This window comes from Methylibium sp. (assembly GCF_035762065.1).
In the GTDB taxonomy this organism is placed as follows: Bacteria; Pseudomonadota; Gammaproteobacteria; order Burkholderiales; family Burkholderiaceae_C; genus Methylibium.
The window spans coordinates 77,192-99,581 of record NZ_DASTPW010000004.1; the positions used below are offsets into that span (position 1 = coordinate 77,192).

The window sequence follows — 22,390 nt, forward strand, 5'->3', positions numbered from 1 at the left end:
GGAATCAGGACGGCAATTCGACGGCCGGCATCCGGGCGACGATCGTTGCGGCGCGGCCCGAGACGTAGGCCGAGCCGGGCCGCTTCTCGAAGCGCTTGGGTGCCGGCAGCATCACCGCGAGGCGCGCGGCCTGCATAGGGCTGAGCCGGTCGGCGTCGGTGCGGAAGTAGTGGCGCGCGGCGGCCTGCGCGCCGAACACGCCTTCGCCCCACTCGGCGTGGTTCAGGTAGAGCTCGAGGATGCGGCGCTTGTCGAGCAGCGCTTCGAGCGCCAGCGTCAGCACGAACTCCTCGCCCTTGCGCAGGAAGCTGCGCTCGGGCGAGAGCAGCAGGTTCTTCGCGAGCTGCTGGGTGATCGTCGAGCCGCCGACGATGCGCGCCGGCCTTGCTGCGCGGCCGGGCGCGAGCCGCGCGTTGCGCGCCTGCGCGAGTTGCTCGGCGCGCTGGTTCCGTTCCCAGGCGCGCTCGACCGCTTCCCAGTCGATGCCGCCGTGGTCGGCGAAACCGGCGTCTTCCGAGGCGATCACCGCGCGCTTGAGGGTGTCGGCGATGTGTTCGTAGTCGCGCCACTGCTGCAGCCACGGCACCTCGCCGCGCTCACGCGCGAGCCGCAGGATTTCGCTGCGCTGGAAGGTCGTCGATTGCGGATCGACGAAGCGCATCAGCCCGACGCGCAGCACCAGCGCGAGCTGCAGGGCCAGCGCGCACAGCGCCACGAGGCCGAGCAGGCGCAGCACCCGCCTCATCGCACCGGCGCCTGCGCGTCGAGCGCGTGGCGTTGCTCGCGCAGCACCTCGGCGGTCGGCGGCCGCAGGCCGCGCCAGACGAGGAAGGCCTCGGCCGCCTGCTCGACGAGCATGCCGAGGCCGTCGCGCGGCGTCGCGCCGTGCTCGCGTGCCCATTGCAGGAAGGGGCGGGCGGGCGCGCCGTACATCATGTCGAGCGCCACGCCGCCGGCGCGCAGCACCCGACCGGCGATCGGCACGCCGGCGCCGGCAAGGCTCGCCGCGGTCGCGTTGACGACGATGTCGAAGCCGCCCGGCGCCGCGTCGAGCGCGCAGGCCGCCAGCTCCACGCCCCGCTGGGCGGCCAGCGGCGCGTGCCGCTCGACCAGCGCTGCGGCCTTGTCGATCGAGCGGTTGCACAGCGCGAGCTGTTCGAGCCCGGCGTCGATCAGCGGCCCCATCGCGCCGGCCGCCGCGCCGCCGGCGCCCACCAGCAACAGCCGCCGCCCGCGCAGGTCGATGCCGGCGTTGTGCATCAGGTCGCGCACAAGGCCGGCGCCGTCGGTGTTGTCGGCCAGCCAGCCGCCGGCTTCGGCCGGCTCGAAGCGCAGCGTGTTGGCCGCCTGCGCGAGCCGCGCGCGCGGGCTCAGTCGCGCGGCCAGCGCCGGCACCTCGAATTTGAACGGCACGGTGATGTTGCAGCCGCGTGCCGGCCCGAGCCCTTCGGCCGACGAGGCCGCGAAGCCTTGCAGCGTCTCGACGAATCGGCCCGGCTCCGCCAGCAGCCGGCCGTAGTGGATGGCTTCGCCGGTCAGTTCGGCGAAGCGCGCGTGGATCGCAGGCGAGCGGCTGTGCTCGACCGGATGGCCGACGACGACGTAGCGATCGCGCAGCACACGGCTCATCGCTGCGCCGCTGCCTGCGGCCGCTTGCGGGGCGGGGAAACGTGCGCTTGCGACACCCTCGCTGCTCATCGCGGCAACGACTGCTCCATGCGCGTCTGGACGCCCTCGTCGCGTGTGAAGCGGAAGCGCGAGGCGACGACGATCTGGTCGGCCTGCTTGCGCATCGCCTCGCTGAACGGGCCGAAGGGCGCGGCGGCGCGCACGATCGCCTGGGCGCGGCGGTCGAGCGCGGTCGAGCCGGAGCTCTGCGCGATCTCGGTGTCGAGCACGCGGCCCTGTGCGTCGATCGTCACCGTCATCGTCAGCTCGCCGTAGAGCTTGCGCCCCTTCTCCTGGGGGAAATTCGTCGTGCCGCGCTCTTCGATCCTGCGACGCAGCACGTCGTAGTAGACCGCGTAGGCCGCCTCGCTGGTCGAGGGGCTGACGTAGCGCTTCTTCGGGCGCGCGTTCTCGGTGTTGATGCGCTTCTCGATCTCGGCGAGCTGGTCGATGGCCTGCTTGATCTGGTCCTGCTGCGCCTGCGCGTCGGTGCGGCCGTCGTCGCGCTGCGGGTCGGGCGGCGGCAGTGCGGCCATCGACTTGCGGATCTGCGCGAGCAGCTGCATCTGCTGGTCCTGCAGCGACTGGATCTGCTTGCGGGTCTCCTCGACCGAGTCGCCGAGCGCCGTCACCGCCGAGGGCGGCAGCGGCGAGGTCGCGCGGCCGGCCTGTGCCTCGCCGCCGCCGGCCAGGTTGGCCTGCGCGATCGCCTGCGCCTTCAGCGGCGGTTCGTTCGAGCGCGCGTTGACGAGGATGACCTCGAGCGGCGTGTCCTTGAACACGCGGTTGAAGCCCTCGGGATCAACGATGCGCACCATCAGCAGCGCCGCATGCACGCCGACCGAGACGATCAGCGCGATCTGCAGCGTCGAGAGCTGCGCGAAGCGCGCGCGAGCGCGCCCGGCAAAGCCGCCGCGGCCCGAGACCCGCTTGCCGCGCAGCGCCGGCGCGGCACTCATGCCGCGGGCCCGCTCGCGGTCGCCGGCTCCGCACCCGGCGCTTCGGCATCGGCGACGTCGATCGCCAAGGCCAGCGGGGTCGCGGCCTCGGCTTCGTCGTCGGACTCCTCGTCGGAGGCGGCCGCGGCCGCCTGATCGTCGAGGCGCGCCGCGAGGCTCGCATGCACGTCGAGCGTCAGCAGATCGAGCCCGGTGACGCGCACGCGCACCTTCGCGCCGCGCGGCAGGCTTTCGGTGCCGAGCGCGCGGAACACCAGCGGCAGCGTGTGGGCGCGCACCAGGCCGTCTTTCATCACGGCGGCGTCGAGCTCGGCGACGCCCGCCTGCTGCAGATGCCGCATCGCCCAGAAACGCTCGATCGCGTTCTGGAACTGGTTGTAGGCGGTGTAGGCCGCGTCGAAGCTCGAGATCACCGAGAACAGCTCGGCGTCCTTCGGCTTGAACGGCGCCGCGAGCGCCGCACTGCGGCCGTGCCGCGCGACCGCGACGATCTGCCACTGGTTGACCAGATCGACATAGCGCCGCAGCGGCGACGTCGCCCAGGTGTACTGCCTGACGCCCATGCCCGCATGCGGCGCCGGCTTCGTGCCCATGCGCACCTTCACGCCCGGCGCCATGCTGGCCTGGCTGCGGTAGATGCCGGGGACGCCGTGCTCCGCGAGCCAGCCGCCCCAGTGGCTGTTCGCGAGGATCATCGCCTCGGCGACGATCAGGTCGAGCGCCGAGCCGCGCTTGCGCTCGGTGATCACCACCGTCTCGCTGCCGTCGGGTTCGTCGCCCGCCTTCTCGTCGGCGCGGCCCTCGAGCTTGAAGGCGTAGTCGGGCCGGGTGAAGTTCTCCGGCTTGCCGCGCGCCACCTCGCGCTGCGCCTTCAGATGCCGCGCGAGCCGGTGCGCGAAGGCCAGTTCGCCGGCGAACTCGTAGCCCGCTTCGGCGTCGCCGTCGAGCGTGGCCTCGGTGACGACGCCGTCGAGCTGGTCGTGCCGCAGGTTCGCCACGATCGGCACTCGTTCGAGCGCGGTGCGCGTGCCGGTCACCGCAAGGGTGGCCGCATCCAGATCGAAATAGACGCTGACGGCCGGGCAGTCGCGCCCGGCCTGCAGCGTGTAGGTCTGCACGACCGCATCCGGCAGCATCGTCAGCTTGTGGCCCGGCATGTAGACGGTGCTGAGCCGGGCCCGCGCGAGCTGGTCCACCGGCGAGCCGGGCGCAAAGGCAAGCGCCGGCGCGGCGATGTGGATGCCGAAGGTGACGGTCGCGCTGCCGAGGCCCTGGACACTGAGCGCGTCGTCGATCTCGGTGGTGGTCGAGTCGTCGATCGAGAAGGCGCGCACCGCCGCGAGCGGCAGCTCGTCCTTGATCGCCGGGGCGGCCATCGGCGCGAAAGCCGTGCCCTTCGGGAAGAACTCGAACAGGAAGCGCCGCCAGTGGAACTGGTAGGGGCTGGTGATCGCGCCGGCGTCCTTCAGCAGATCGAGCGGCGCCTTGTGCGCGAGCTTCGCGGCCGCGACCACCGCCTTGTATTCGGGACCGTTCTTGTCCGGCTTGAACAGGATCTTGTAGAGCTGCTGCGCGATCGGCTCGGGGCAGCCGCCTGCGGCGAGTTCCGCGGCCCAGGCGTCGATCTGACGCGCCTGCTCCGCCTTGCGCTCGATCGCGCGCAGGGCCTGCTCCAGGACTTCCTGCGGCGCCTTGCGAAAGCGCCCCTTGCCGCGCCGGTGGAAGTAGTGCGGCGCCTGGTGCAGCTTGAACAGCGTCGCGGCGCGCTGGCTCGCGTCGGCCTGCGCGCCGAAGTATTCGCGGGCGATGTCGTCGAAGCCGAAGTCCTCGTCGGGCGCGGTTTCCCAGGCGAGGTCGAGGTCGATGTCGGCCGATTGCGCCTGCGCCTCGTCGAGCAGCAACGCCGGCGCCGGCGCGCCGAAGCGCATCAGCGCCTGGGTGCTCTTGACCTTGACGCGCTTGCCGGAGTCGAGCTCGACCTGCATGGAGCTCTCGGCCTCCGACATCACGCGGCCGGCGAGGAACTTGCCGGCATCTTCGAACAGCAGGTAGGTGTCGGCCATGGAGCGGCGGATTCTCCCATCGCCGCTTGCCGGGGCCCGCGCCGACCGAGCGCTGCGCGCGGGCTACTTCTTCTTCTGCGTCGTGCCGCCGCTCTGCTGCGACGCGGGGGTCGAGCCGCCCTGCACGCCGAGCGCGCCGCCGGTGCCCAGGCCGCCCTTGACCGTCTGAGCCTTGTAATTGCGCACCGCCTTGACGAGCTGGTTGTAGCTGTCGACGAAGGCCGCGACGATCACCTTGCCCTCCGGCGTCTTCGCGTAGCCGCTGGCCGAGGCGCCGGTGGCCCAGCCGTAGGCGCCGCCGAAGGCGCCGAAGTCGAAGTTGCGGGCGGTGCCCTCGGCCGCCGCGAGCTGCACGCCCGAGCGGTTGTCGACCATCAACAGCGTCGTCGAGGCCTCGTTGACGCTCAGCGAGCCGCCGACCCAGCCCAGCGCGGGCAGACCGACCGCGTTCGCGAGGCCGCTGACGGCACCGCGGGCGCCGCCGGTCTTGTCGCTGAACTGGATGCTCGGGCTCATCGAGTAGTCGGCGGCGACCATCTGGCCGCGGCCGAAGTTGCTGCCGGCGCGCATCTCGCCCGATTGTTCGAGCGCGCGTTCCTGCTGCATGTTGCGCATCGCCGCGCCGCGTTCAACGACGACGAAGCAGTTCGACTGCTGGATCATCATCCGCAGCACCGGCACGGTCGAGCCGAGCTGGCCGTAGCGGCTGCGGTAGTAGCCGTACCACGACGCGCCCTGGTCCTCGACGACGGCGATCGTGCCCAGCGTCTCGCCGCAACTTTCGAGGTTGCTGTTCGCGTTGGCGGTGGTCGCGCCGCCGGCCGCGCCGGTGACCGCGCCCTTGCTGCCGCCGCCCACCTCGGGCGTGGTGGACATGCACGCGCCGAGCAGCAGTGCGCTTCCGAGCGCGAGCGCGCGGCTGGCGAGCCGCGCCGGCTCAGGGGGCCGCCGCGCGGCTTCGAAGTTCGACATCCGGTCTCTCCAGGAACGCCGCGACCCACCGCGGCGCGGGCGAATATAGGCGCGTGCCGACGGCCCAGGAAGGCCGCGGATGCCCGCCGGCCACCTCGATCTAGGGGCCGTCGAGGCCGAGGAAAAGCATCGCGCCGGGGAGGTGCAGGTCGAAGTCGCCGAGCGCGTGATCGCTGCCCTCGACCAGCACGCCGCAGCTGCCCGCGTAGCGCGCGCGCATCTCGCGCCAGTCGAGCACTTCGTCGCCGGTGGCGATCACCGTGTGGTAGCGCTCGGGGCGGGTGATCGCCGCCGGCGTCATCGCGCGCAGCGCGGCCACGTCGGCCGCGGTGAAGTCGAAGGACAGCGCCGGATCGTGCCAGGCGGTCTGCGTGCCAATGTGGGCGGCGAGGTCGCGCGCCGGGTCGACGGCCGGGTTCAGCAGTACGGCGCGGCAGCCGCGCGCTTCGGCGAGCACCGTCGCGTAGAAGCCGCCAAGCGAGCTGCCGACGACGGCCATCGTCGCGCTCGGCCAGCCGGCGGTGAGCATGTCGATCAAGCCGCGCGCCTCGGCCGGCGCCGGCGGCAGCTGCGGGCAGCGCCAGACGATCGCCATGCCCTCGGCCTGGAGCCGCTGCACCTCGCGCGCCATGCGCCGCGCCTTCGTCGAGTGCGGCGACGAGCGGAAGCCGTGCAAGTAGAGGAGGTGCGTCGTGCGCAAGGCCGTGCGCGCTGTCATGCGGCCTGCTTCGCGGCCAGCGCGTCCAGCAGCTTGGCGTGGATGCCGCCGAAGCCGCCGTTGCTCATGCACAGCAGGTGGTCGCCGGGCCCGGCGAGCTGAACGACGCGCTTGACGGTCGCGTCGATGCTGTCGCAGACGATCGCGCGCGTGCCCAGCGGCGCCAATGCCTCCTGCGCGTTCCAGCCCAGGCCGCCGGCGTGGCAGACGGCGAGGTCGGCCTCCTCCAGCGCCCAGGGCAGCTGCGCCTTCATCGTGCCGAGCTTCATCGTGTTCGAGCGCGGTTCGAAGATCGCGACGATGCGCGTGCCGGCCGCCCCGAGCGGCTGGCCGAGGCGGCGGCGCAGTCCGTCGAGCGTGGTCCGCATCGCGGTGGGGTGGTGCGCGAAGTCGTCGTAGACCTTCACGCCGGCCACTTCGCCGCGCAGCTCCATGCGCCGCTTCACGCCCTCGAAGCCGCCCAGCGCCGCCGCGGCCTCGGCCGGCGCGATGCCCAGGTGCTCGGCCGCGCCGATGGCGGCCAGCGCATTGAGCTGGTTGTGCTCGCCGAGCAGCGGCCATTCCACGCGGCCGACCTGGCTGCCGGACTTCAGCACGTCGAAGGCATGCGGCTCGCCGCGCGCGCGCAGGCCAGGCGCATCCCCGCGCACGCCGAAGCGCATCACCTCGCTCCAGCAGCCGCGCTCGAGCACCCGCGAAAGACTCGCTTCGCGCGCGTTCACGACGACGCGCCCGCTCGCCGGCACGCTGCGCAGCAGGTGGTGGAACTGCGTCTCGATGGCCGCGAGGTCCGTGAAGATGTCCGCGTGGTCGAACTCCAGGTTGTTCAGCACCGCGGTGCGCGGCCGGTAGTGGACGAACTTGCTGCGCTTGTCGAAGAAGGCGGTGTCGTACTCGTCGGCCTCGATCACGAAGGGCGCGTTCGTCGGGCCCAGCCGCGCCGACACGCCGAAGTTCGCCGGCACGCCGCCGACCAGGAAGCCCGGCGCGCGGCCGCTCGCCTCGAGGATCCAGGCGAGCATCGAGGTCGTCGTGGTCTTGCCGTGCGTGCCGGCGACCGCGAGCACGTGCCGGCCCGCGAGCACCTGCTCGGCAAGCCACTGCGGGCCGCTCGCGTAGCGAGCGCCGGCGTCGAGGATCGCCTCCATCAACGGGTTGCCGCGGCTCACGACGTTGCCGACGACGAAGAGGTCGGGCGCGAGCTTCAACTGCTCGGCGCCGAAACCTTCGATCCATTCGATGCCCTGGGCGCTGAGCTGCTCGCTCATCGGCGGGTAAACGGCCGCATCGCACCCCGTCACCCGATGCCCGGCTTCCCGCGCCAGCGCCGCGAGCCCGCCCATGAAACTGCCCGCGATGCCGAGGATGTGCAGGTGCATGCCGAAGATTCTAGGCAGCGGGTCTGCTAGCGTGAGCCGAATGAGCAGCGAGGGTTTCCGGAGCGCCGCTTCCCGCGCGGGGGGAGCGGCCGCAGGCCCCGGGGGGCGCCGATGACCGTGGGGTCGTCGAGCGGCATCGCGTGGATCGCGACCAGCGCCTGGGCCTACCCGGCGCTGGAGTCGCTGCACATCGTCGGCATCGCGCTGCTGCTGGGCAACCTGGTGCTGTTCGAGGCGCGCGTCTGGGGCGCGGCCAGCGAGCTTCCCTTGCGTTCGCTGGCGCGGCTCTCGCTCGGCCTCGCGGCCGGCGGCTTCGGCCTCGCGGCGCTGACGGGCATCGCCATGTTTTCGAGCCAACCGGGCGAACTGCTCGCGAACCGCGCCTTCGTCATCAAGATGACGCTGCTGATGCTGGCCGGCCTGAACGCCGCGTTCTTCCATGCGCGCGGCAGCCTCGACGCGCCCGACGCCACGGCCCGTGCGCTGACCCTGATCTCGCTGGGGCTGTGGCTCGCCGTCATCGCCTGCGGCCGGTGGATCGCCTACGTTTGACGCTCTGAACAGGAGACCGACCGATGCAACGCCGAACCTTGATCACCGCCGCGGCACTCGCGCCCCTCGCCGCGCACGCCCACCACGGCTGGAGCAGCTTCGACCCGTCGCGGCCGATCTACCTGGAGGGCAAGGCCGCCAAGGTGGAGTGGCGCAACCCGCATGCGCAGCTGCAGCTCGAGTTGCAGGCCGACTTGAAGCTGCCGGGCGACCTGGCCGGGCGCAGCGTGCCGGCGCAGTCGTCGCCGGTCGAAGGCGCGGCGATCCTGAAGGCCGCGCAGTTGCCGACGCGCAAGGACAAGGTCTGGAACGTCGAGCTTGCGCCGGTGTCGCGGATGGAGGCCTGGAAGGTCGCGCCGATCCAGGCGGGCGAATCGCTCGCGGTGGTGGGCTACACCTTCGCGGGCGAGAAGGGCGAGGCGGTGCTGCGCGCCGAGTACCTGTTCGTGGCCGGGAAGGTCTACGGGCTGCGGTCGTCGCCGGCCTGAGGTCGCTGGGCGCGCGGGGGCGCCCGTGACGGCGCTCGTCAGCCGCGAAGCGCTTCGCGGGCCGCGGCGACGGTCGCTTCGATGTCGGCCGGCGCGTGCGCCGCGCTGACGAAGCCTGCTTCGTAGAGGGCCGGCGCGAGGTAGACCCCGCGCTCGAGCATGCCGTGGAAGAAGCGGTTGAAGCGCTCGCCGTCGGTGGCCATCACTTCGGTGTAGTTCTGCGGCAGCGAGGTGCCCGGTGTCTTCGGGAAGAAGAAGCCGAACATGCCGCCTTCGCAGTCGCCGACCATCGGCACGCCGGCGTCGCGCGCCGCGGCGAGCAGGCCGTCAAGCAGGCTCTTCGTGCTGCGCGCGAGCGCGTCGAAGAAGCCGGGCCGACGGATCTCACGCAGCGTGGCGAGGCCGCAGGCGGTCGCGACCGGGTTGCCGCTCAGCGTGCCGGCCTGGTAAACCGGCCCGAGCGGCGCGAGCTGTTCCATCACCGCGCGCGGGCCGGCGAAGGCGGCGAGCGGCATGCCGCCGCCGATCACCTTGCCGAAGACGCTCAAGTCCGGCTTGAAGCCGGGCAAGGCCTGCGCGTAGAGGCTTTGTGCGCCGCCTAGCGCGACGCGAAAGCCGCTCATGACCTCGTCGAACACGAGCAGCGCGCCGTGCTTCGTGCACAGCTCGCGCAATCGAGCCGCGAAGGGCAGGCTGGCGCGCACGAAATTCATGTTGCCGGCGATCGGCTCGAGCATCACGCAGGCGATGTCGCGGCCGTGCGCGTCGAAGGCCGCGTCGAGCGCGGCGAGGTCGTTGTAGGGCAGCACCAGCGTGTGCTTGACGACGTCGGCCGGCACGCCGGCGGAGGTCGGGTGCCCGAAGGTCGCGAGGCCTGAGCCGGCCTTCACCAGCAGCGCGTCGGCATGGCCGTGGTAGCAGCCCTCGAACTTGACGATCGTGCTGCGGCCGGTCACGCCGCGCGCGAGGCGCAGCGCGCTCATCGCCGCCTCGGTGCCGGAACTGACGAGCCGCACCTGCTCGGCGCTCGGCACCAACCCGAGGATCGCTTCGGCCAGCTCGACCTCGCGCTCGGTCGGCGCGCCGAAGCTGAAGCCCTCGGCAACCGCGCGTTGCACCGCTTCGACGACCGCCGGGTGGCCGTGGCCGAGGATCATCGGACCCCAGGAGCCGATGTAGTCGATGTAGCGCTTGCCGTCGGCGTCCCACAGGTACGGCCCTTCGGCGCGCGCGATGAAGCGCGGCGTGCCGCCGACCGCGCGGAAGGCACGCACCGGTGAATTGACGCCGCCGGGGATCACCTGCCTGGCGCGCTCGAACAGCGCAGTACTGCGAGAACTCGTCATCAGTGGATGCGGCGCGGGCCGCGCTCGTGCAGGCCGGCTTCGGCATCGTCGCCGGCTTCGGGCGGCATGTCGGGGCTCTCGCCTTCGCCTTCGGCCTCGGGCAGCGCCCAGAAGAAGCGGTCGGGCACGACGTTGCCCATGCCGGGCCGGAAGCCCGCGTCGAGCGACTGGTCGAGGAAGCTCAACGCCTCGGAGACGGCAAGGTGCAGGTCCTGCCCGCTCGCGCGCAGCGAGGCGAGCGCGGCCGACAGCGTTTCGCCGGCGCCGACGAAGCTGGTCTCGAAGCGCTCGAACTTCTCGCCGGTGATCGCGCCCTGCGGCGAAGCGAGCACGTTGTCGACGTAGGCGGTGCCGCCCTTCGCCGACGGCAGCGTGATGCCGGTGACGAGCACGTACTTCGCCCCCAGTTCGCCGGCCGCGACCGCGAGTTCGCGCGCCGACGGCGGGCGCTCGCCTTCCCATTCGGGCAGCAGCAGGTCGATCAATGTCTGCTGGTTGCCGACCAGCACCTCGGTAGCCGGCAGGATCAGTTCGCGCCAGGCGTCGAGGTAGGCCTGCTGCTCGTCGTCGTCGAGCCAGGCGACGGTGTTCGCGTAGGTGACGAGCGGTACCTCGGTGTAGTCGCTCAAGACCTCGGCCACCGAGGCCACGCCCTCGGCGCTGCCGAGGAAGCCGACCTTCCAGGCCGCGATCGTCACGTCCTCGAGGATGCTGCGCGCCTGCTCGACGATCGCGTCGGGCTCGATCTCGTGCGACTCGAACACCTCGGCGGTGTCGCGCAGCACGATCGCGGTGACGATCGGCAGCGGGTGCGCCCCCATCGCGGCGATGGTCGAGATGTCGCCGGCGAGGCCGCCCGCGCCGCTCGGCTCGCTGGCGTTGAAGCTCATCACGCAGGCGGGCGGCGCGTCGTCGCTTTCCGCGTCGCTGGCCTCGGTGCTCGAAGCGTCGGCATTCATCACGGATCGGGGGGTTGGGTGCGATGCGAAGGCCGGGGTCCGCGCAGGCGGTCACGGACTTCGAGGAAATGATGAGGATTGTTGCCCAGGTGTCCTCGGTAGCTCGTTTTCTCGCGAAGACCGCTGGCTAGAATCTTTTTCGTCATTGTAGAGAGCGTGTTTTTTCCTTCAGCAAGCCCGTGAGCGAAGCCAAAACCTGGATGTGCCTGATCTGCGGCTGGATCTACGACGAAGCCGCAGGCGACCCCGAACACGGCATCGCACCCGGCACCGCCTGGGCCGACGTGCCGATGAACTGGACCTGCCCCGAGTGCGGTGCGCGCAAGGAGGACTTCGAGATGGTGCAGATCTAGCGCCGCTCGAACGCCCGAGTCCGATGTAGCCCCCTTCCCGACGACCAGGAGCCCTGCGGTGAACGAAGTGTCGATGTCCGAAGCTCCGCAGGCCGTGTCCGCCGCCGCGATGGTGCGCGTGCTGGTGATCGACGACAGCAACACCATCCGCCGCAGCGCCGAGATCTTCCTGAAGCAGGGCGGTCATCAGGTCGTGCTCGCCGAAGACGGCTTCGACGCGCTGGCGAAGGTCAACGATCACCAGCCCGACCTGATCTTCTGCGACATCCTGATGCCCCGGCTCGACGGCTACCAGACCTGCGCCATCATCAAGCGCAACCCCCGCTTCGCCGACGTGCCGGTGATCATGCTGTCGTCGAAGGACGGTCTGTTCGACAAGGCCCGCGGGCGCATGGTCGGCTCGGAAGACTACCTGACCAAGCCCTTCACCAAGGACCAGCTGCTGCAGGCGGTGCGCCAGCACCGGCCGGCGCTCTGACGCCTTTTCTCCTGCTTGCACGAGTCCCCCGCGAGGCACCCATGGCCATCGAAAAGATCCTGCTCGTCGACGACTCGAAGACCGAGTTGCATTTCCTCTCCGACTTGCTGAGCAAGCGCGGCTACAAGGTCCGCACCGCCGAGAACGGCGAGGACGCGATGCGCCGCCTCGGCGAGGAAAAGCCCGACCTGATCCTGATGGACGTCGTCATGCCCGGCCAGAACGGCTTCCAGCTGACGCGCGCGATCACGCGCGACCCCCGCTTCACCGACGTGCCGGTGATCATGTGCACCAGCAAGAACCAGGAAACCGACAAGGTCTGGGGCATGCGCCAGGGCGCGCGCGACTACGTCGTCAAGCCGGTCGACGCGAACGAGCTGATCGCCAAGATCCGCGCGTTCGACTGAGCCGCCGATTCCGAGCACGCAAGAGGAAGCGTCCGGCATGGCCAAGAGGGAAGCGCTGCGCGAGCTTCAAAGCCGGCTCGCCGAGCGGCTGCAGGCGACGCGGCAGGAAACCGATGCGGCCAGCTGGCTCGCGATCGAAGCCGCCGGTCACGGCCTGCTGCTGCCGCTGGCCCAGGCCGGCGAGATCTTCGCGCTGCCGGCGATGGCTGCGGTGCCGCACACGCACCCGTGGTTCCTCGGCGTCGCCAACCTGCGCGGCCGCCTGCACGGCGTGGTCGATCTGGCTGCCTTCCTCGGCCTGCGGCGCGAGCCGCTGGGCGACGTCGCGCGCGAACAGTGCCGGCTGGTCGCCTTCAATCCTTCGCTCGAGCTGAATTGCGCGGTGCTGGTCGACCGGCTGGCGGGCCTGCGCTCGTCCGAGCAGATCCGCGCCGAAGCAAACGAAACCGCGTGGCGGCCGGCCTTCGCCGGCTTCGCCGGGCTCGATCCCCAGGGGCGCCGCTGGCAGGAGATCCAGCTCGCGGCGCTGGCCACCGATCCGCAGTTCATGAAGATCGCGCGCTGAAGCCATGGCGCGCGCCCAGGCCGGCTTTGCCACCGACACCGATAGACCCCGAGATGACCGAGAGGCGCGTATGAGTTTCATGGACAAGTTCAAGAGCCGCAGGCCCCGCAAGTCGGCCTCCGACGTCGACGAGCTGCCGTTCGACGACGCCTACCCGTCGCCCGACGAGCCGATGCCCGGCGGGCACGAGCCGACGATCACGATGGACACGCGCGCCGGCAGCGGCTCGGACGATTCGTCGATCATTTCGGAGGTCGCCTCCGAACTGCCGGCCGCGCGCTCGCCGGCCGCCGAAGCACGGCTCGGCGGCGGCGCGGCCCTGCCGCTGATCGGCAAGCTCGGGATCGCCGACCAGCAACGCAGCCTGACGGTGCTGGCGCTGGTCGGCCTGGTCCTGCTCGGCGTGGTCGGCGGCGGCGCGGTCATCTCCGCGAACCGCAGCGCCGCGCAGGTCGCCGCGACCGGCGATGCGCTGATGCAGTCGCAGCGGCTCGCGAAGTCGGTCTCGCAGGCGGCGCTCGGCAGCGCCAGTGCCTTCCCCGAGGTCAAGGACAGCGTCGGCGTGCTCGTGACCGCCGCGAGCGGTCTGGCCGGCGGCAACGACATGACCGCCGCGGCGCCGTCGTCGGTGCAGCCGGCGCTCGAGCCGCTGATGCCGCTGGTGCAGCGCGCCGAGAAGAACGCCGGCGTGGTGCTGGCCCAGCAGCAGACGCTGACGCAGGTCAGCCAGGCGCTGCGCAACATCAACCGGCAGTCGGCCGAGCTGCTCGAGACCGCCGAGACCGTCGCTTCGCTGAAGGTGCAGCAGGGCGCGACCTCGGCCGAGCTGTCGGCTGCCGGCCAGTTGGTGATGCTGACCCAGCGCATCGGCAAGTCGGCCAACGAACTGCTGACCTTCGAAGGCGTGTCGCCCGAGGCGGTGTTCCTGCTTGGCAAGGACTTGAACGCCTTCCGCGAGATCGGCACCGGGCTGCTCGAAGGGAATGCCGAGCTGCGCCTGCCGCCAGCCAAGGACGCCGCGGTGCGCGACAGCCTCGCCACGCTGATGCAGCAGTACGAGGGCACCCGCTCGCAGGCCGGTCAGATCCTCGGCAACCTGCAGAGCCTGATCGCCGCGCGCGAGGCGCAGACCTCGATCCTGGCCGACAGCGAACCGCTGCGCAAAGGCTTCCAGGAGGTGCAGGCGCAGGTGCAGGCGCAAGCCGGCGTCGGCTTCGGCCGCGCGCTGCTGCTGGGGCTGGCCGCGCTGATGACGCTCGGCGGCATCGGCGGCCTTGCCTACATCTTCCTGCACGAGCAGCGCTCGCGCACCGCCTCCGCGGACGCGCAGCGCGAGGACGCGGTGCGCCAGGAGCAGGAGGCCAAGCGCATCAACGACGCCAACCAGGCGGCGATTCTTCGGCTGATGAACGAACTGCAGACGGTCGCCGAAGGCGATCTGACGCAGCAGGCGACGGTCACCGAGGACATCACCGGCGCGATCGCCGACTCGGTGAACTACACCGTCGAGGAACTGCGCAACCTCGTCTCGCAGGTGCAGGGCTCGGTGTCGCGCATGACCGAGACGACGACGCAGGTCGAAGTCACCTCGACCGAGCTGCTCGCCGCTTCCGACGAGCAGCTGCGCGAGATCCGCGAGACCGGCGAATCGGTGCTGCAGATGGCCGGCCGCATCAACGACGTGTCGGCGCAGGCGAACCAGTCGGCGCAAGTGGCGCGGCAATCGCTGATGGCCGCGGAGTCCGGCCTGCATGCGGTGCAGAACGCGATCGGCGGCATGAACACGCTGCGCGACCAGATCCAGGACACCTCCAAGCGCATCAAGCGCCTCGGCGAGTCCTCGCAGGAAATCGGCGAGATCACCGAGCTGATCTCGGACATCACCGAGCAGACGAACGTGCTCGCGCTCAACGCCGCCATCCAGGCGGCCTCGGCGGGCGAGGCGGGCCGCGGCTTCTCGGTCGTCGCCGAGGAAGTGCAGCGGCTGGCCGAACGCTCGGGCGACGCGACCAAGCAGATCGCCGCGCTGGTGAAGACGATTCAGACCGACACCCAGGACGCGGTAGCCGCGATGGAGCGCTCGACGCAGGGCGTGGTCGAAGGCGCACGGCTGTCCGACAACGCCGGCACCGCGCTCGGCGAGATCGACCGCGTCTCGCGCCAGCTCGCCGAGCTGATCGAGGACATCTCCAACGAAGCGGCGCGCGAAGCGAAGTCCGCCAACGTGGTGGCCGCGAACATCCAGCACATCTTCGCGGTGACCGAGCAGACCGGCGACGGCACCCGCTCAACCGCGCAACTGGTGCGCGAGCTGTCGCGCACGGCCGAGGAGCTGAAGGCCTCGGTCGCGCGCTTCAAGATCGCCTGACGCCCCCACGCCGAACCGACCGCCGCATGGACAGCCTGCCCTCGCAACCCCTGAGCGACATCCGCGATGACAGTGCGCTCGCCTGGGTGCAGGAGGAGCTGCGCAAGTCGCTCGAGCTCGCGCACAAGTCGCTGCGCCGCACGCTGAAGGAACGCGAGGCCGCGGCCGGCTCCGATCTCGACGATGTCGAGGCGACGCCGCTGCGCACCGCGCGGCAGCAGCTGCATCAGGCCGTCGGCGTGCTGGAACTGGTGAACCTGCGCGGCGGCGCGGCGCTGCTGCGCGGCAGCGAAGCCGCGGTGCAGCGCTTCATCGCCAAGCCGGCGAAGCTCGACATGGCGGCGATCGACACGATCGAGCGCGCCTCGTTCGCGCTGCACGATTTCCTCACGCGCCGCATCGCCGGCCATCCGGTCTCGCCGCTCGCGCTGTTTCCGCAGTACCGCGCGGTGCACGAGCTGGCCGGCACCGAGCGCATCCATCCGGCCGACCTCTGGGACTTCGAATGGCAGTGGTCCAGCCTCGCGCCGCGCTCCGGTGACGCGCCGACCGCGCGTGCGGCCGACGCCGACGCGCTGACCGCTTTCGAAAAGGACGTGCTCGCGTCGATGCGCGGCGGCGGCGCCGAGCCGCTGCGCCGCCTCGGCGAGCTGAGCGCGGAGCTGTCGGCCGGCGTTGCGACCGGGCCGGGCGGTGCGCAGCTTGGAAGCCTCTGGCAACTCGCGGCCGGCTTCTTCGAAGGCCAGGCGCAGGGGCTGCTGCCGTCGGACGTCTATGCGAAGCGCGTCGCCTCGCGGCTGCTGGCCCAATTGCGCCAGCAAAGCCGCGGCGACGCGACCGCGAGCGAGCGCCTCGCGCGCGAGCTGCTGTTCTTCTGCGCGCGTTCGGGCCGCCCGTCGGCCGGCGCTGCGCCGCAGCTCGACCGCATCCATGCGGCCTGGCCGACGGTGCGCGACGAGGTCGCGATCGACTACTCGACCGTGCAGCTCGGCCGCCACGACCCGGCCTGGATCACCCAGGCGCGCAAGCGCGTCGCGGCGGCGAAGGACAGCTGGTCGGCGGTCGCCGGCGGCGAGATGCACCGGCTGGGCAATCTCAACGAGCAGTTCTCGCTGGTGCGCGATTCGCTCGAGCGGCTCGTGCCCGGCGGCGAGGTGCTCGGCGAAGCGATGGCCGCCGCGGTCGGCGCTACGGTGCAGGCCGGCCAGAACGGGCAAGTCCCCGAGCCGGCGCTCGCGATGGAAGTCGCGACCAGCCTGCTCTACCTCGAAGCCGCGCTCGAGGAGGGCGCGTTCGACCAGCCCGAGCAGGCCGCGCGCGTGCACCGGCTCGCGCAGCGCGTCGGCGCGGTACGCGGCGCCGCGCAGCCGGAGGCGCTCGAGACCTGGATGGAGGAGCTGTACCGCCGCGTCTCCGATCGCCAGACGATGGGCAGCGTCGTGCAGGAGCTGCGCAGCTCGCTGTCCGAATCCGAGAAGCTGATCGACCAGTTCTTCCGCAGCCCCGACGATCCCTCGGTGCTGATCCCGGTGCCGGCGCAGCTGCAGGCCATGCGCGGCGTGCTGTCGGTGCTGGGCCTCGACGCCGCGACGCACGCGGTGCTGCGCATGCGCGACGACGTCGACGCGCTGGTGGCGGCCGGCGCACAGGCGCGCCACGAGCAGCCGCTGTTCGAGCGCCTGGCCGGCAACCTCAGCGCGATGAGCTTCCTGATCGACCTGCTCGGCGTGCAGCCGCAGACGGTCAAGGCGCTGTTCCGCTACGACGAGGCCAGCGGCCTGCTGCGCTCGCGCATGGGCCGCGCCAACTCGGCGCTCGAAGCCGCGGCCGCGCCGCGGCTCGACCCCGAGCTGATCGCCCAGGCGCAGGCGCTCGCCGCCGCGGTGGCCGACCCGGCGACGCCGGCCGAACAGGTCTCGCGCGACCTCGAACGCTTCGCGCGCGACCCCGGCGTGCTGGCCCAGCCGGCGCTGGTCGCCAACCTCGATGCGGCGCGCAGCGCGCTCGAACAGGCCGCGGCCCCCGGCATGGGCAACGCCGCCCGCGCCTTCGCCCGCGAGCACGCGAGCGAGATGCTGGCCGACTTCGCCGCGACCGGCGCCGAGCCGGTCGGCCTGCCGCCGCTCGACGACGTGCCGGCGATCGCGCCGATCTCGCTGGCGCCGGCTGCCGCGCCGCTGGTCGATCTGGAGACCGACGACGAGATGCGCGAGGTCTTCCTCGAGGAAGCGCGCGAGGTCGTCGCTGAGGCCGGCGCCGCGCTCGACGCGCTGGCGGAGGTGCCGCAGGCGGTCGACCAACTCACCACGGTGCGGCGCGCCTTCCACACGCTGAAGGGCAGCTCGCGGATGGTCGGCCTCGCCGAATTCGGCGAAGCGGCCTGGGCCTGCGAGCAGCTCTACAACGACCTGCTCGCTCGCCAGCACGGCGCGACGCCCGACGTGCTCGCCGCGAGCCAGGACGTCGTCGCCCATCTGGCGCGCTGGGTCGAAGCGGTCGCGGGCGGCGCGGACGCCGGCTGGAGCGCCGCGCCGGTGCGCGCGGTCGCCGACGCGCTGCGGCTCGAAGGCCGGCGCATCGCGCTGCCGGGGGCGCCGACGCAGCCCGGAGCGGCCGGCGCCGCTTCCCTCGCGAGTCCGGCGGCCGCGGCCGAATCGCTGTCCGAGCCGGCAGCCGCGGCCGTCGCGCTGCGCGAGCCCGATGCCACGGTCGCCTTCGGGTTCGATCCGGCGGATGCCACGCCCGCTGCGTCGTTCGACACCGATGCGACCTTGCCCCTGGCCGACGTGCTCCCGCCGGGCATCGAACTGCCCGAAGCCACCGAGCTCGACCTCGCGCTGCCGGCCGCCCAAGCCATGCCGCTGATCGACGCCGAGCCGCCCGCGGACGCCGCGCCGAGCGCCGCCGGCCTCGACTTCGAATTCAGGCTCGACATCGACGAGCCCGCTGCTCCGCAGCCGGCGCTGCCGGAGGTCGAACCGCTGGAATCGCCGCCGCCGTCCTTCGAGAGCACCGCGTTCGACAACCCGGACCTCGACGCGACGATGCCGCTGCCCCTGCCGCAGACCGAGGTGCTGCCGCTGCCGCCGGGCACCGATTTCTCGACGATCGATCTCGACCTGCCTGGTGCGTTCGCGGAGTCCACCGCGCCCGCGAAGCCGCTGATCGAGACCCTGTTGCCCAGCCGCGGCCTGCCGCCGGCCGAGCCGGCCTGGGCCGGCACCGGCCACGGGCCCGAATCGGCCACCGTGCCTTTCGAGCCGAGCGAACTGATCGAGGCGCTCCAGCCCTCGGTCGCCGGCGAGCTGGGCGCGAGCGCCGAGCCGGCGCCGCTGGCCGACGACCAGGTCAAGGTGATCGGTTCGTTGTCGATCGGCATCCCGCTGTTCAACATCTTCCTGGCCGAGGCCGACGAGCTTTCGCGCCGGCTCGGCGTCGAGCTGTCGGAGTGGTCGCACGAGTTGCAGCGGCCGGTGGGGGAGACCGCGGTCGCGCTCGCTCATTCGCTCGGCGGGAGCTCCGCCACCGTCGGCTTCATCGAGCTGTCGGCGCTGGCGCGCAAGCTCGAAGCGGCGCTCGCGCATTCGCAGCGGCTCGGCCATGGCGTGCCGGCCGATGCGCAGCTCTTCCTCGACACCTCCGAAGAGGTGCGCCGCCTGCTGCACCAGTTCGCCGCCGGCTTCCTGAAGTCGCCGACGCCCGAGCTGCTGGCCGCGCTCGACGCCTTCGAGGCCGACATCGCCGAGCGGCTCGAGGACGCGATCACCACGCAAGGCGGCGCCGAGGGCTTCGCCGCCAGCGCCCAGGCCGCATGGGCCGCCGACGGGCCGCCGGCCGAAGCGACCGGCGAATCGGCCGAACCGGCGACGCGCGCGGTGGCCGTCGAGCCGGAAGCCGCAGCCGAAAGCGCGGCGGCCGACTTCGACGCGCCGCACCTGCGCACCGACTTCGCCGACCTCGGCGTCGCCGACTTCCGCCCGCTCGCGCCGGCGCCGCGCCTCGACGAGACGCCGCGCCCGCCCAGCAGCCGCGAGGCGCTCGACGGCGAAGAAGACCTCGATGCGGTCGATGCGGTCGATGCCGAGCTGTTCCCGATCTTCGAGGAAGAGGCGCAGGAGCTGCTGCCGCAGCTGGCTGCCGAGCTGCGCGACTGGTCGAAGGCGCCGGCGCAGCAGGCCCATGCGGCGGCCGCGATGCGCACCCTGCACACCTTGAAAGGCGGCGCGCGCCTGGCCGGCGCGATGCGCCTGGGCGAGATGTCGCACCGGCTCGAAACCGCGATCGAGCACCTGATGGCCGAAAGCCCGGCCGACGGCGGCCGCGTCGAGCAGCTGCTCGGCCGCGCCGACGCGCTGGCGATCGCCTTCGAAGCACTGCGCCAGCGCGACGCGCAGGCCTACGACGAGCGCCAGAGCGGCTTCGACCGGCTGACGCAGCCGGGCCGGCTCGCGGCACTCGACACCTCGCCCGCGACGCTGCCGCAGCCGCTCGACGACGCGGGCGCGCTGCTGGCGCCGCTGCCGGCGCTGTCGGACGTGCCGCCGGCGGCTGCCGAGCCGGCGCGTGCCGAGCCGCCTTTGCTGTCCGAGATCGTCGAGGAACTGCCGTTCGATGCGCCGCCGGCGGCGCCGGCCCTGCCGCCGATCGACTGGTCGCGGTTCGCCGCCGGCGATGGCGCGCCCGCGCTGCCGACGCCCACCGAGCGCGCACCGCTGGCCACCGCCGCGGCGGTGCGGGTGCGCACCCAGCTGCTCGATCGCATGGTCAACCAGGCCGGCGAGGTGAGCATCGCGCGCGCACGGCTTGAATCGGAAGTCGGCCAGATCCGCGGTTCGCTCGGCGACCTGACCGACAACCTCGAACGCCTGCGCGGCCAGCTGCGCGACATCGAGCTGCAGGCCGAGACGCAGATGGCCACGCGGATGGAAGCCGCGAAGGCCGCCGCGCAGGCCTTCGACCCGCTCGAGTTCGACCGCTTCACCCGCTTCCAGGAACTGACGCGGATGATGGCCGAGTCGGTCAACGACGTCGCGACCGTGCAACGCAGCCTGCAGCGCACGCTCGAGACCGCCGAGGACGGCCTCGCCGCGCAGGCGCGCCTGACGCGCGACCTGCAGGAAGACCTGCTGCGCACCCGCATGGTCGAGTTCGAGGGCCTGTCCGAGCGGCTCTACCGCGTCGTGCGCCAGGCCGCCAAGGAAACCGGCAAGCAGGTGCGGCTGGACATCATCGGCGGCTCGATCGAAGTCGACCGCGGCGTGCTCGACCGCATGACCGGCGCCTTCGAGCACCTGCTGCGCAACTGCATCACCCATGGCATCGAGCCGGCCGAGCGACGGCTCGCGGCGGGCAAGGAAGCCACCGGCCACATCGTCGTTTCGCTGCGCCAGGAGGGCAACGAGGTCAGCGTGGAGTTCCGCGACGACGGCGGCGGGCTCGACCTGGCGCGCATCCGCGACAAGGGCCGTTCGATGGGGCTTGTCGCGGAAGACGCGAACCCGAGCGACGCCGAGCTGGCGAACCTGATCTTCATGCCCGGCTTCACCACCGCCGACAAGGTGACCGAGCTGGCCGGCCGCGGCGTCGGCATGGACGTGGTGCGTGCCGAGGTCAACGCGCTGGGCGGCCGCATCGAGACCGCCAGCGCGAGCGGCCAGGGCACCAGCTTCACGCTGGTGCTGCCGCTGACCACCGCGGTCACGCAGGTCGTGATGCTGCGCGCCGGCGCGACCAGCGTCGCGGTGCCGGCCACGCTGGTCGAGATCGTGCGCCGCGCGAGCGCCGCCGAGATCGAGCACGCGTACCAGACCGGCGCCTACAGCTACGGCGAGCAGACGCTGCCGCTGCTGTGGCTCGGCGCGCTGCTCCAGGCGAGCGCGCGCAGCGTCGAACCCACCGGGCGCTCGACGCCGGTGATCGTCGTGCGCTCGGCGCAGCAGCGCATCGCGCTGCACGTGGACGAAGTGCTGGGCAACCAGGAAGTCGTCGTCAAGAACCTCGGACCGCAGATGTCGAGCCTGCCCGGGCTGGCCGGCATGACGCTGCTGGCCTCGGGCGCGGTGGCGCTGATCTACAACCCGGTCGCGCTCGCCACCGTGTACGGCGAAGCGGCGCGCCGCACGACGGCAGCCGCGCCGGCGCTGCGCGACGCGCCGGCCGCGCCGGTGAAGTCCGCGCTTGCCGCCGCGACCGCCGCGCCGCTGGTGCTCGTGGTCGACGATTCGCTCACCGTGCGCCGCGTCACCCAGCGCCTGCTGGTGCGCGAGGGCTACCGCGTCGCCGTCGCGAAGGACGGCCTCGAGGCGATCGAGCGCCTGACCGAGGAGAAGCCCGCGGTCGTGCTGAGCGACATCGAGATGCCGCGCATGGACGGCTTCGACCTCGTGCGCCAGATCCGCGCCGACCGGGACCTGGTGGGCCTGCCGGTGATCATGATCACCTCGCGCATCGCGCAGAAGCACCGCGACTACGCGGCGCAGCTGGGCGTCAACCACTACCTCGGCAAGCCCTACAGCGAAGAGGAGCTGCTGTCGCTGATCGGCCGCTACTGCCGGCAGGCGCAGCAGCTGCAGGCCGTCGCGGCCTGAGGTCCGTGGCGGCTCAGCGGCCGCCTTCGTAGCCCTGCTGGCGCCAAGCCTCGAACACCGCGACCGCGACCGCGTTCGACAGGTTCAGGCTGCGCTGGCCCGCACGCATCGGCAGGCGCAGCCGCTGCGCCGGCGCGAAGCTCTCGCGCAGCGCGGCCGGCAGGCCGGCGGTCTCGCTGCCGAACACCAGCCAGTCGCCGGGCTGCCAGGCCACCTCGTCGAAGCGCCGCACGGCGTGCGTCGTGAACGCGAAGCAGCGTTGCGGCGGCGGCCGGCAGGTCTTGAGCAGCGCGGCCCACGAAGCATGCCGGTGCACGCGCGCGTGCTCGTGGTAGTCGAGCCCGGCGCGTTGCAGCAGCTTGTCTTCCATCGAGAACCCGAGCGGCTCGACCAGGTGCAGCGCGCAGCCGGTGTTGGCCGCGAGCCGGATCACGTTGCCGGTGTTCGGCGGGATCTCGGGGTGGACGAGCGCGATGTTGAACATGCGGCCGCGATGCTAGTGGTGCATCGCGTCGAAGCCGCTGGCTA

18 protein-coding genes are annotated in these 22,390 nt (G+C 72.0%); 8 read left to right on the top strand and 10 right to left on the bottom strand.

From position 1 onward, the window contains the following. Positions 1 to 4: 4 nt before the first annotated feature. From mtgA to mpl, 7 genes are all read right to left on the bottom strand, one after another. The gene (gene mtgA / locus VFR90_RS02320) at positions 5 to 745 is read right to left on the bottom strand and encodes a monofunctional biosynthetic peptidoglycan transglycosylase (RefSeq protein WP_326404359.1); all 741 of its coding nucleotides are present in this window, start codon (positions 743 to 745) and stop codon (positions 5 to 7) included. Beyond that, on the bottom strand, positions 742 to 1,629 hold the full coding sequence (aroE, locus tag VFR90_RS02325; protein ID WP_326404360.1) for a shikimate dehydrogenase: 888 nt from the start codon (positions 1,627 to 1,629) through the stop codon (positions 742 to 744). Before aroE ends, mtgA begins: the two co-directional genes overlap by 4 nt. A gap of 65 nt (positions 1,630 to 1,694) precedes the next feature. Further along, a complete protein-coding gene (locus tag VFR90_RS02330) occupies positions 1,695 to 2,627 on the bottom strand; it encodes an energy transducer TonB (protein ID WP_326404361.1) in 933 nt (310 codons plus the stop codon). Then, positions 2,624 to 4,690, bottom strand: coding sequence for a ribonuclease catalytic domain-containing protein (locus VFR90_RS02335; RefSeq protein ID WP_326404362.1), 2,067 nt, complete (start codon positions 4,688 to 4,690; stop codon positions 2,624 to 2,626). The genes VFR90_RS02330 and VFR90_RS02335 overlap by 4 nt, the downstream gene beginning before the upstream one ends. A gap of 63 nt (positions 4,691 to 4,753) precedes the next feature. Beyond that, the gene (locus tag VFR90_RS02340) at positions 4,754 to 5,662 is read right to left on the bottom strand and encodes a CsgG/HfaB family protein (protein WP_326404363.1); all 909 of its coding nucleotides are present in this window, start codon (positions 5,660 to 5,662) and stop codon (positions 4,754 to 4,756) included. A gap of 100 nt (positions 5,663 to 5,762) precedes the next feature. Then, entirely contained in the window at positions 5,763 to 6,380 is a 618-nt protein-coding gene (locus VFR90_RS02345) for a YqiA/YcfP family alpha/beta fold hydrolase (RefSeq protein ID WP_326404364.1), read from the bottom strand. Further along, on the bottom strand, positions 6,377 to 7,759 hold the full coding sequence (gene mpl, locus VFR90_RS02350) for a UDP-N-acetylmuramate:L-alanyl-gamma-D-glutamyl-meso-diaminopimelate ligase (RefSeq protein ID WP_326404365.1): 1,383 nt from the start codon (positions 7,757 to 7,759) through the stop codon (positions 6,377 to 6,379). The genes VFR90_RS02345 and mpl overlap by 4 nt, the downstream gene beginning before the upstream one ends. Positions 7,760 to 7,870: 111 nt before the next feature. On the opposite strand from mpl, the gene VFR90_RS02355 reads away from it, so the two are divergent. After that, entirely contained in the window at positions 7,871 to 8,311 is a 441-nt protein-coding gene (locus VFR90_RS02355) for a hypothetical protein (RefSeq protein WP_326404366.1), read from the top strand. Positions 8,312 to 8,334: 23 nt separating this feature from the next. After that, positions 8,335 to 8,799: a DUF6152 family protein gene (locus VFR90_RS02360; protein WP_326404367.1), complete on the top strand. Its 465-nt coding sequence runs from the start codon at positions 8,335 to 8,337 to the stop codon at positions 8,797 to 8,799. 38 nt (positions 8,800 to 8,837) lie between these two features. Here VFR90_RS02360 and hemL read toward each other — a convergent pair whose 3' ends face one another. Both hemL and thiD read right to left on the bottom strand, forming a co-directional pair. Beyond that, positions 8,838 to 10,145 (bottom strand): glutamate-1-semialdehyde 2,1-aminomutase, encoded by a 1,308-nt coding sequence (gene hemL / locus VFR90_RS02365; protein WP_326404368.1) that lies wholly within the window; start codon positions 10,143 to 10,145, stop codon positions 8,838 to 8,840. After that, on the bottom strand, positions 10,145 to 11,104 hold the full coding sequence (thiD, locus tag VFR90_RS02370; RefSeq protein ID WP_326404369.1) for a bifunctional hydroxymethylpyrimidine kinase/phosphomethylpyrimidine kinase: 960 nt from the start codon (positions 11,102 to 11,104) through the stop codon (positions 10,145 to 10,147). The genes hemL and thiD overlap by 1 nt, the downstream gene beginning before the upstream one ends. 200 nt (positions 11,105 to 11,304) lie before the next feature. On the opposite strand from thiD, the gene VFR90_RS02375 reads away from it, so the two are divergent. From VFR90_RS02375 to VFR90_RS02400, 6 genes are all read left to right on the top strand, one after another. Further along, the gene (locus VFR90_RS02375) at positions 11,305 to 11,457 is read left to right on the top strand and encodes a rubredoxin (protein ID WP_047193774.1); all 153 of its coding nucleotides are present in this window, start codon (positions 11,305 to 11,307) and stop codon (positions 11,455 to 11,457) included. Between the two features lie 73 nt (positions 11,458 to 11,530). Beyond that, positions 11,531 to 11,935, top strand: coding sequence for a response regulator (locus VFR90_RS02380; protein WP_326404426.1), 405 nt, complete (start codon positions 11,531 to 11,533; stop codon positions 11,933 to 11,935). A 41-nt stretch (positions 11,936 to 11,976) separates the two neighbouring features. Further along, positions 11,977 to 12,342 carry a response regulator gene (locus VFR90_RS02385; protein ID WP_326404370.1) on the top strand — a complete coding sequence of 122 codons (366 nt, stop codon included), beginning with the start codon at positions 11,977 to 11,979 and terminating at the stop codon, positions 12,340 to 12,342. Between the two features lie 37 nt (positions 12,343 to 12,379). Further along, complete coding sequence (locus VFR90_RS02390; RefSeq protein ID WP_326404371.1) at positions 12,380 to 12,907, top strand: chemotaxis protein CheW; 528 nt, start codon at positions 12,380 to 12,382, stop codon at positions 12,905 to 12,907. A gap of 70 nt (positions 12,908 to 12,977) precedes the next feature. Then, complete coding sequence (locus VFR90_RS02395) at positions 12,978 to 15,275, top strand: methyl-accepting chemotaxis protein (protein WP_326404372.1); 2,298 nt, start codon at positions 12,978 to 12,980, stop codon at positions 15,273 to 15,275. Positions 15,276 to 15,301: 26 nt separating this feature from the next. Further along, positions 15,302 to 21,862 carry an Hpt domain-containing protein gene (locus VFR90_RS02400; protein WP_326404373.1) on the top strand — a complete coding sequence of 2,187 codons (6,561 nt, stop codon included), beginning with the start codon at positions 15,302 to 15,304 and terminating at the stop codon, positions 21,860 to 21,862. 13 nt (positions 21,863 to 21,875) lie between these two features. Here the strand turns inward: VFR90_RS02400 and VFR90_RS02405 are convergent, their stop codons facing one another. After that, complete coding sequence (locus tag VFR90_RS02405; protein ID WP_326404374.1) at positions 21,876 to 22,346, bottom strand: tRNA (cytidine(34)-2'-O)-methyltransferase; 471 nt, start codon at positions 22,344 to 22,346, stop codon at positions 21,876 to 21,878. Positions 22,347 to 22,390 lie beyond the last annotated feature (44 nt).

Coding starts and splice junctions, on each gene's coding strand:
- VFR90_RS02340 (WP_326404363.1), bottom strand. CDS start 5,662: ATGTCGAACTTCGAAGCCGCGCGGCGGCCCCCTGAGCCGGCGCGGCTC.
- VFR90_RS02390 (WP_326404371.1), top strand. CDS start 12,380: ATGGCCAAGAGGGAAGCGCTGCGCGAGCTTCAAAGCCGGCTCGCCGAG.
- VFR90_RS02375 (WP_047193774.1), top strand. CDS start 11,305: ATGTGCCTGATCTGCGGCTGGATCTACGACGAAGCCGCAGGCGACCCC.
- thiD (WP_326404369.1), bottom strand. CDS start 11,104: ATGAATGCCGACGCTTCGAGCACCGAGGCCAGCGACGCGGAAAGCGAC.
- VFR90_RS02400 (WP_326404373.1), top strand. CDS start 15,302: ATGGACAGCCTGCCCTCGCAACCCCTGAGCGACATCCGCGATGACAGT.
- mtgA (WP_326404359.1), bottom strand. CDS start 745: ATGAGGCGGGTGCTGCGCCTGCTCGGCCTCGTGGCGCTGTGCGCGCTG.
- VFR90_RS02330 (WP_326404361.1), bottom strand. CDS start 2,627: ATGAGTGCCGCGCCGGCGCTGCGCGGCAAGCGGGTCTCGGGCCGCGGC.
- hemL (WP_326404368.1), bottom strand. CDS start 10,145: ATGACGAGTTCTCGCAGTACTGCGCTGTTCGAGCGCGCCAGGCAGGTG.
- VFR90_RS02355 (WP_326404366.1), top strand. CDS start 7,871: ATGACCGTGGGGTCGTCGAGCGGCATCGCGTGGATCGCGACCAGCGCC.
- VFR90_RS02405 (WP_326404374.1), bottom strand. CDS start 22,346: ATGTTCAACATCGCGCTCGTCCACCCCGAGATCCCGCCGAACACCGGC.
- VFR90_RS02360 (WP_326404367.1), top strand. CDS start 8,335: ATGCAACGCCGAACCTTGATCACCGCCGCGGCACTCGCGCCCCTCGCC.
- VFR90_RS02395 (WP_326404372.1), top strand. CDS start 12,978: ATGAGTTTCATGGACAAGTTCAAGAGCCGCAGGCCCCGCAAGTCGGCC.
- aroE (WP_326404360.1), bottom strand. CDS start 1,629: ATGAGCCGTGTGCTGCGCGATCGCTACGTCGTCGTCGGCCATCCGGTC.
- VFR90_RS02335 (WP_326404362.1), bottom strand. CDS start 4,690: ATGGCCGACACCTACCTGCTGTTCGAAGATGCCGGCAAGTTCCTCGCC.
- VFR90_RS02380 (WP_326404426.1), top strand. CDS start 11,531: ATGTCCGAAGCTCCGCAGGCCGTGTCCGCCGCCGCGATGGTGCGCGTG.
- VFR90_RS02345 (WP_326404364.1), bottom strand. CDS start 6,380: ATGACAGCGCGCACGGCCTTGCGCACGACGCACCTCCTCTACTTGCAC.
- mpl (WP_326404365.1), bottom strand. CDS start 7,759: ATGCACCTGCACATCCTCGGCATCGCGGGCAGTTTCATGGGCGGGCTC.
- VFR90_RS02385 (WP_326404370.1), top strand. CDS start 11,977: ATGGCCATCGAAAAGATCCTGCTCGTCGACGACTCGAAGACCGAGTTG.